The 7980-nt window shown below is 55.0% G+C and carries 9 protein-coding genes; 5 read left to right on the plus strand and 4 right to left on the minus strand.

Going from position 1 to position 7980, the window contains the following annotated elements; genetic code table 11:
* The 4 genes from ehuB to ehuA all read left to right on the plus strand — a co-directional run.
* On the plus strand, window positions 1–614 hold a 614-nt coding region (gene ehuB, locus ACTIKR_RS16790; protein WP_442328448.1), incomplete at its 5' end, for an ectoine/hydroxyectoine ABC transporter substrate-binding protein EhuB.
* A 177-nt stretch (window positions 615–791) separates the two neighbouring features.
* On the plus strand, window positions 792–1463 hold the full coding sequence (ehuC, locus tag ACTIKR_RS16795) for an ectoine/hydroxyectoine ABC transporter permease subunit EhuC (protein ID WP_193087457.1): 672 nt from the start codon (window positions 792–794) through the stop codon (window positions 1461–1463).
* 2 nt (window positions 1464–1465) lie between these two features.
* Window positions 1466–2158 (plus strand): ectoine/hydroxyectoine ABC transporter permease subunit EhuD, encoded by a 693-nt coding sequence (ehuD, locus tag ACTIKR_RS16800; protein WP_193087458.1) that lies wholly within the window; start codon window positions 1466–1468, stop codon window positions 2156–2158.
* 8 nt (window positions 2159–2166) lie between these two features.
* Window positions 2167–3030 (plus strand): ectoine/hydroxyectoine ABC transporter ATP-binding protein EhuA, encoded by an 864-nt coding sequence (gene ehuA, locus ACTIKR_RS16805; protein ID WP_226816488.1) that lies wholly within the window; start codon window positions 2167–2169, stop codon window positions 3028–3030.
* 160 nt (window positions 3031–3190) lie between these two features.
* On the opposite strand, the gene ACTIKR_RS16810 is transcribed toward ehuA, so the two are convergent.
* The 4 genes from ACTIKR_RS16810 to ACTIKR_RS16825 form a co-directional block, all read right to left on the minus strand.
* On the minus strand, window positions 3191–3847 hold the full coding sequence (locus tag ACTIKR_RS16810; protein WP_193087459.1) for a nicotinamidase: 657 nt from the start codon (window positions 3845–3847) through the stop codon (window positions 3191–3193).
* A complete protein-coding gene (locus tag ACTIKR_RS16815; protein WP_442328449.1) occupies window positions 3847–4800 on the minus strand; it encodes a D-2-hydroxyacid dehydrogenase family protein in 954 nt (317 codons plus the stop codon). The genes ACTIKR_RS16810 and ACTIKR_RS16815 overlap by 1 nt, the downstream gene beginning before the upstream one ends.
* A gap of 149 nt (window positions 4801–4949) precedes the next feature.
* Complete coding sequence (locus ACTIKR_RS16820) at window positions 4950–5879, minus strand: AEC family transporter (protein WP_193087461.1); 930 nt, start codon at window positions 5877–5879, stop codon at window positions 4950–4952.
* A gap of 8 nt (window positions 5880–5887) precedes the next feature.
* A complete protein-coding gene (locus tag ACTIKR_RS16825) occupies window positions 5888–7381 on the minus strand; it encodes an AMP nucleosidase (protein WP_193087462.1) in 1494 nt (497 codons plus the stop codon).
* 254 nt (window positions 7382–7635) lie between these two features.
* Here ACTIKR_RS16825 and ACTIKR_RS16830 point away from each other — a divergent pair.
* A partial coding sequence (locus ACTIKR_RS16830; RefSeq protein WP_442328450.1) for a mechanosensitive ion channel family protein occupies window positions 7636–7980 on the plus strand: 345 nt, incomplete at its 3' end.

The following is a 7980-nucleotide window of genomic DNA, read 5'->3' on the forward strand; positions in this document are numbered from 1 at the left end:
GTTTCAGTTCACTTATTCCGGGCTTGAAAGCCGATCAGTTCGACATGGTGGCAGCAGAGATGGCTATCCTGCCCCAGCGTTGTCAGCAGGTGGCTTTCTCTGAACCTAACAGCTCATATGGCGAGGGCCTGCTGGTTGCCGAAGGCAACCCGGACAATCTGCATAAATATGAAGACTTTAGCAAGTCAGACAAGAAAATCGCCATCATGGCGGGTGCCGACCAGCTCGAAATGCTGCAAAAGCTTGGTGTTGACGACAGCCGTATGGTGACTATCTCCAATAATGCAGATGCGATTTCGACAGTGTCTACCGGTCGTGCCGCAGCCTATGCAGCAACCAGTCTGACGGTCAGTGAACTGGCCAACAAGAGTGACAAAGTCGAGCCAGCAGAAAAATTTGAAGACCCGGTGATCGATGGAAAACCTGCACGCAGCTGGGGTGGTTTCACCTTTGATCAGGGCTCGGATGATCTGCGTAAAGCAGTTAACGAAGAGCTGACCAAGTTCAAGAAAACACCCGAGTGGAAAAAGATTCTGACTACTTATGGCTTTTCCGAACATGATTTGGAAGAGTCTACCAAGCAGACGACAGAACAACTTTGCGCAGCAAAGTAATCAGGTTGTAGCTCTTTTGAGGGTTATGCGCAAGCCGTATGGCGTGCGCACATGGGTCTGCAAGGCAATTGCAGACCCATCCTTGGTTTGGCGACATCAGCCAGGCTCAAACTCACCGGCTCGTGCAGGCTGCCGCTTGCATCCTTCATTTCATTTCCAAAAAATATAAGGTGACCGATGGATTGGAATATATATCTGACGCCCCTGTTGCAGGGTGCGTGGGTGACCGTTCAACTGACAGTCTATTCGACCATACTGGGTGCGATCACCGCTTTTGTATTCGGTGTCGGCAAGCTTTCAAGCAACTGGTTTTATCGCGGATTCTCGATCTGCTTTGTCGAGATTTTTCGTGGAACGTCCCTGCTGGTGCAGCTGTTTTGGCTGTTCTTTGCGCTGCCGCTATTGGGCCAGGCCCTGGGCCTGGACTTTCGCATGGCGCCGCTGGTCGCCGGGACGCTGGCCTTGGGTTTTAATATCGGTGCCTATGGTGCCGAGGTCGTGCGCGGCGCCCTCCAGGCAGTACCTCGCTCGCAATTTGAGGCGGCCAAGGCGCTGGACTTTACACCCCGCCAGACATTACGGTTTATTTGCCTGCCACAGGCCATCCCGGAAATGATGCCCAGCTTTGGTAACCTGGCGGTGCAAAATCTTAAAGATACTGCATTGGTATCGTTGATCAGCCTGGGCGATATGGCGTTTCGTGCCGAACAGATCCGCAATTACACACAGGACAGCACGACGGTATACACCATTTTGCTATTCATGTATTTTGGCATGGCACTGATTCTGACCGGAATCATGAAGCTGCTGGAGCGATCTGTCGGGCGCTGGCGCGCGGGGAGGGCCTGATCATGTTTTTTGGTATTGAATGGGATACCAGCAGCAATTGGGCTTTTGCTGTTTCGATTTTTCCGATACTGCTCAAAGGCCTGGTGGTTACGCTGCAAGCGACCGTGCTGGGCTTTCTCGTAGCCATGGTGCTGGGCCTGATTCTGGCCGGACTTAAAAGTGCCCGGCTGGCCATCATCTCGTGGCCTGCAAAATTCATCACTGAATTTATCCGCGATACGCCGTTACTGGTCCAGCTTTTCTTTCTTTATTATGTGTTGCCCGAGCACGGCATTGTTTTGCCTGCTTTTATGACCGGGGCACTGGCATTGGGGGTGCAGTACAGCGCCTACCTGTCCGAGGTCTACCGGGCTGGCATCGAGTCCATCCCACGCGGACAGACCGAGGCGTCGCGGGCATTGGACTTGGCGCCTGTGCGCACGTTCGGCTTCATCATTCTGCCGCAGGCGATCCCGCGCATTATTCCCGCAATGGGGAACTATCTGGTCTCCATCATGAAGGATGTGCCGGTGCTGTCGGTCGTTACCGTGCTGGAAATGCTCAATGTTGCAAAAATCATAGGTGATCGTACCTTCAATTATCTGATACCGCTATCCATGGTGGGGATCATTTACCTGATCCTGACGATCGTCGCGTCCTATGGGGTGCGATATCTGGACACCCACCTGCCAAAACGAGGAATACCTTTACGATGAATAATCCGATGAATAATGATAATTCGAATACGGCCCTGGATAAACCGCAGGGCGAAGATGTTGCGAATGCCAATGGTGCTGCTGCTCGCCCGGCTACTGACGAGCCGATTATCCGCTTCGAAAAGGTCATCAAAAAATTTGGTGATGTGACCGTGCTGGATGAACTGGATTTCGAGGTTCGCAAAGGCGAAAAAGTGACCATTATCGGCCCGTCCGGTTCAGGCAAATCCACGGTGCTGCGTATCCTGATGACACTTGAAAACATCAATGATGGTGTGATTTACGTGACCGGCAGGCCGTTATGGCATGAAGAGAAAAATGGCGAACTGGTACCCGCTGCTGAAGAGCACTTGCGTGAAATGCGCAAGGAAATGGGTATGGTATTTCAGCAGTTCAATCTGTTTCCGCATATGACGGTGCGTCGCAACGTGACCGAAGCGCCGGTGCAGGTGCTCAAGCTGTCCAAAGAGGAAGCCAACGAGCGTGCCGACAAGTATCTCGAACTGGTGGGCTTGTCTGATCAGAGCGACAAGTTTCCTAGCCAGCTCTCCGGCGGTCAGCAGCAGCGCGTGGCCATTGCACGCGCGCTGGCGATGCGGCCCAACATTATGCTGTTTGACGAGCCGACATCGTCATTGGATCCTGAACTGGTGGGCGAAGTACTTAACGTGATTCAGCGGCTGGCAGAAGAGCATGATCTGACGATGTTGCTGGTCACGCATGAAATGCAGTTTGCCAAGCAAATTTCCGATCGGGTCTGTTTTTTTGACAAGGGCAAGATTGTAGAACAGGGCACACCTGATGAGGTACTGGTTCACCCTCAGGAGCCGCGAACGCAGGAATTTCTCAAGAGCTTTATCGAGCAGCATTGATATCACGCAGGGCACGACAACGTGCCCTGATGCGCATATGGCGGTTGCCATTGATGGTGTGATGTTGCAGAGAAAATGCGGCATTGCTAGGGCAGCCACCAATGCAGGCGCTTCATGACAGAAGTCGCAAAATGCGAGACTGATTCTTGCACCGCAGATCTTAAGGGGTGCCGGCCAGGTTGTCGCTGTACACGATCCGGATGCCTTGTTCCAGCAGTGTCTTGCGCGTGTTTGTATCCGTTTGCACGGTAACCGGGGCGGTTGCATCCCAGATGACAAATGTATTGAATCCGGCAGCCCGCGCGTCCTGCGCGGTCCATAGTACGCACACATCTCTTGCCAGGCCGCCAATATACACATCCCGAACCTGACGATCCCTTAGCCAGCCGGCAAGACCGGTCAAGGGGCGCTCGCCTGCGGGGTTGTAGTTTTCGCAAAACGCACTGTACGAGTCAACAACCGGATCGGTGCCTTTGCGTACGATGACATTCATCCTGTTCCAGTCGATGGCCTCATGCAGTGCCGCACCGTTTGTTCCCTGCAGGCAGTGATCCGGCCATAGCACCTGAGGATGGCCGTAAAGCGCAATGCTGTCAAAGGGTTTGCTGCCGCTGTGCGAGGACGCAAAGGAAATATGGCCGCCTGGATGCCAATCCTGGGTGGCGACATAATGGGCAAAACGATCCTGCGCCAGTATGGTCTGTACGGGCGCGACAATGGCATCGGCCTGTTCGCATGCGAGCGGGCCGCCCGGCATGAAGTCTGGCTGGATATCGACCAGAATAAGCGCGCTGTGAGGCAAGATGCTGTTTGTCATTACACGTTTTCGTCCAGCCATTGGATCAATTGTTGTTGTACATTGATCGAAAATTTGCGGTATACCTGTTCACTGACAAAGCCCATATGCGGGGTTAGCAATGTATTGGGCAGCGCCTGCAGCTCGGGATTGATGCCTGGTTCATCATCAAAGACATCCAGCGCGGCAAACCCCGGGCGGCCTTGTTGCAGGGCCTTGACCAGGGCCGGCGTGTCAATCAGGCTGGATCGCGAGGTATTGACCAGCAGGCTACCCGGTTGCATCAGCGCCAGCGTGTCGCTGTTGAGCAGCTTGCGCGTGGCATCGGAGACCACAATATGCAGTGATACCACGTCGGAAGTCGACAGCAGGGTTTCCAGTGATACGCTGCTTGCCTGCTCTTCGCGGGCCCGTTCTGGTGTCATGTGCGGACTCCATGCCTGCACTTGCATGCCGAAGGCGCGAGCGACAGCAGCCATGCGCTTGCCGATGTGTCCAAGACCGATCAGCCCCAAACGCTTGCCTTCCAGTACTTCGGGCAGATGCTGGCAGATTGCGGGCGTACGCCACAGCGGCTGTTGCGGGCTGACAAGCAGGTCCGGCAGTTTTTTGGCAGACGCAAGAATCAGCGACCAGGCCAGCTCGCAGGTGCTGGCTTTGGACGGACCGAATTCGGTCGCCGTGACCGTGATGCCGACCGTTTCGGCTGCCTGCTGATCAAGCGTGTTGTTGCGGGTGCCTGTAAAAATGATGCGTTTCAGATTGGGCAATTGCGCGATCAGCGACTTGGGAAAAGGCGTGCGGTCGCGCATCAATACAATGCATTGCGCCTGGGCCACTGCGGCCAGCAATTGCTCGTCGCGCAAGCGGTCGTGATGGATTGTCAGACGGCTGCGGTTTTCTATATCGGACCAGTCTACCAGGCGGGCAAGCCCGTGTTCCCAGTCATCCAGTATGACTATTGAAGGTTTCATGTAATGCTCCGCAAAAAGGCAGTGATGCATGCGTTGCCCGAGCGAGCGGCAACCATAACTTTTTCGGTCAGTGAAAAACAGTATATTACCTCGCAGGCCGGCACCTTGCATATGCACGGTGTGGGAACGATAATTCAGCCGCCAGGCGCCTAGCCCTGAAACCAGGCCAGCAGCATAGAGACACTGATGACCGAGAGCACGGTTGAGATAAAGATGGATTGCGAGACCAGATGCGTGTCACGCTGGTACATGGTGGCCAGCATGAAGGGGCCGGTGCCGATGGGCAGGGCGGCAAGCAGTACCGCCGCTTCGCGTTGCACCGGCGGCATGTCAAAGACGATAAAGGCCAGGAATGCGGTTGCAGCCGGTAGAAACAGCATTTTCATGAAAAGAACCGCGCCCAGTGCCGGGTGTGGACGGATACTGCGCGTTTGCGCCAGAAACAGGCCAATGGTAACCAGGGCACAGGGGCTGGCCGAACTGCCCAGCAGGCGCGTCAGTTCCGCTAGGGGCGCCGGCAATGCAATGCCCAGACCTGACAAGGCCATGCCCGCCAGGGGCGAGACAATCAGCGGATTTTTTGCCAATGCCGCACCGGTATGGCGCAGGCTGGTCCATACACTGCCATGTTTTTTCAACCCGGTTTCCAGACAGACGATGGACAGGGCAAACAGGACGCAGGCGGTCAGTATCATGGTAATAATGACGGGTATGATACCGGCCTGACCGTAGGCCAGCATACATAGCGGCAGGCCCATATAGCCGGCGTTGCTATAGGACGCGGACAGGCTTGCCACACTATTGTCTGGCAGGCTGAAGCGGCGCCGCTGCCAAACCATGAAAATGAAAAAGGTGGCCAGCATGCCGCCGGTACTGGCCAGAATGAACGGAATCTGGTTCAGTTCTTCCCAACTGACCGTGGCCATGGCATGAAACAACAGCGCCGGCAATGCCAGCCAGACCACATAGCTATTGAGGTGCTGGCTTGCCTGATCCGACAGGATCCGTCGTCGAGCGGCGACATAACCGGTCAGAATCAGCGCAAAAACCGGAAAAGCGGCATTGATAACGGAGTTCAAAATACGGGTTATTTAAAAGCGGTTTCGATAAAGCTGCGCAGTTTACGCGAATGCAGTCGCTCCCGGGGCATTTCACGCAGTTTTTCCAGCGCCCGCATGCCGATGCGCAAATGCTGGCTGACCTGCTTGCGATAGAAGTCCGAGGCCATGCCGGGCAGCTTCAATTCGCCATGCAGGGGCTTGTCCGACACACATAGCAGCGTGCCGTACGGGACGCGGAAGCGAAAACCATTGGCAGCGATGGTTGCCGATTCCATGTCAAGTGCAATGGCCCGCGATTGCGAGAAACGCTGCACCGGTTCATGCTGGTCCCGCAACTCCCAGTTACGGTTATCAATGGTGGCCACGGTTCCGGTACGCATGATGCGTTTAAGCTCCCAGTCTGACAGCCCGGATATTTCCTCTACTGCATGTTCCAGGGCGATCTGGATTTCCGCCAGCGGCGGCACCGGCACCCATAGTGGCAGGTCGGCATCCAGGACGTGATCTTCCCGCACATAGCCATGCGCCAGCACATAGTCGCCCAAGCGCTGCGTGTTGCGCAGCCCGGCGCAATGGCCCAGCATGATCCAGGCCGATGGCCGCAGCGTTGCGATGTGGTCGGTAATAGTCTTGGCATTTGACGGCCCCACGCCAATATTGACAAGTGTGATGCCGTTGCCATCCTCGCGCTTCAGGTGATAGGCGGGCATTTGCGGCAACCGTTGCAGCTTTTGGGACGGATCCGGCTGACCCTTGCGCGTAACGTGGTTGCCCGGCTCGACCAATGCCGTATAGCCCGATGATTCGTCCTCGATCAATTGGGTGGCCCGCTCAATAAATTCGTCAACGTAAAACTGGTAGTTGGTAAACAGGACGAAATTCTGAAAATGCTCCGGCGCGGTTGCCGTGTAGTGCTGCAGCCGGTGCAATGAATAATCAATGCGTGGCGCGGTAAAGGGGGCCAGCGGTCCTGGCAGCCCGGGCTCTTCACGCAAAGTGCCATTGACGATGGCATCGTCCATGACGGCCAGATCAGGGACATCGAAGAAATTGCGCAATGAAGAGCCGATCGTGTCCGCATAGACGCCTTCAACATACTGGCCGCCGGTAAATGCAAAATGCAGCGGGATAGGGATATCGGATTCGCCGATCTCTACAGGCAATTGATGGTTTTTCATGATCAGCCCGATTTGCTCAAGCAAGTAGCTCTTGAACTGCAGGGGCTGGGTGATGGTTGTCTGATATAGGCCGGGCTCCGTAGTATGCCCGTATGACAGACGTGAATCGACTTCCTGATGGTCGGGCACATGCAGGCGAATGGCGGGGTAGCAGGCGCGTGTGCGCTGATCAGACCGGCTCTCGCCGCTGATGTAGCGGTAAAAGGACTCACGGATGAACAGTGTATTGCGCTCGTAGATGCGCAGCAGTTCTTCGAAAGCCAGGGCCGGGTCGCGGAAACTGGAAAAACCGATTCTTTGTGGAGAATGAAAGGTAGAGGGCGTACTTTGCTGTGTGGTCATGGATAAGCGCTGATTGTTATGGTCGTTGACGAAAGCGGGCCATATTGCAATCTGATCCCATACGAAAGCTTTGCTGTCCTGTAATATGGTGCCGGAAAGTGGTGTCGCTTTGCTGTCCTGAAGTATATTCTGTCATTATGACACGTTAAAATTCTGCCGTAGTGAATGCCCGCTATCGGTGTGGGCCTGTCCGGTAGCGTAAGCCGGCGCGAGCCTTTCCGTTTTTTGAAAAAACCCGCAAGAGAGTGATTTATATGGATATTCAACAAATCGAAAGTTTCTGGCCATTTTTGCAGCGCTTCGCCGTTGACCTGGTGGTCGCTTTCATTATTCTGGGCATTGGCTGGACCATTTCCAGGTGGCTGGGCAATATGGTGCAGCGCCTGAGCGCTAGATCAGAAAAAATCGATCCCACGATCATTCCCATGTTCCGCACGGTCGTGATCTGGAGTGTGCGGATATTTACCATTATTGCCGTGCTGTCGCAATTCGGTGTACAAACGGCCAGCCTGATTGCCGTACTGGGCGCCGCCGGCCTGGCTATCGGCCTGGCTTTGCAGGGCACGCTGCAAAATATTGCAGCCGGCATCATGTTGCTG

The sequence above is a fragment of the Advenella sp. genome, from assembly GCF_052108595.1.
Classification (GTDB): domain Bacteria; phylum Pseudomonadota; class Gammaproteobacteria; order Burkholderiales; family Burkholderiaceae_B; genus Advenella.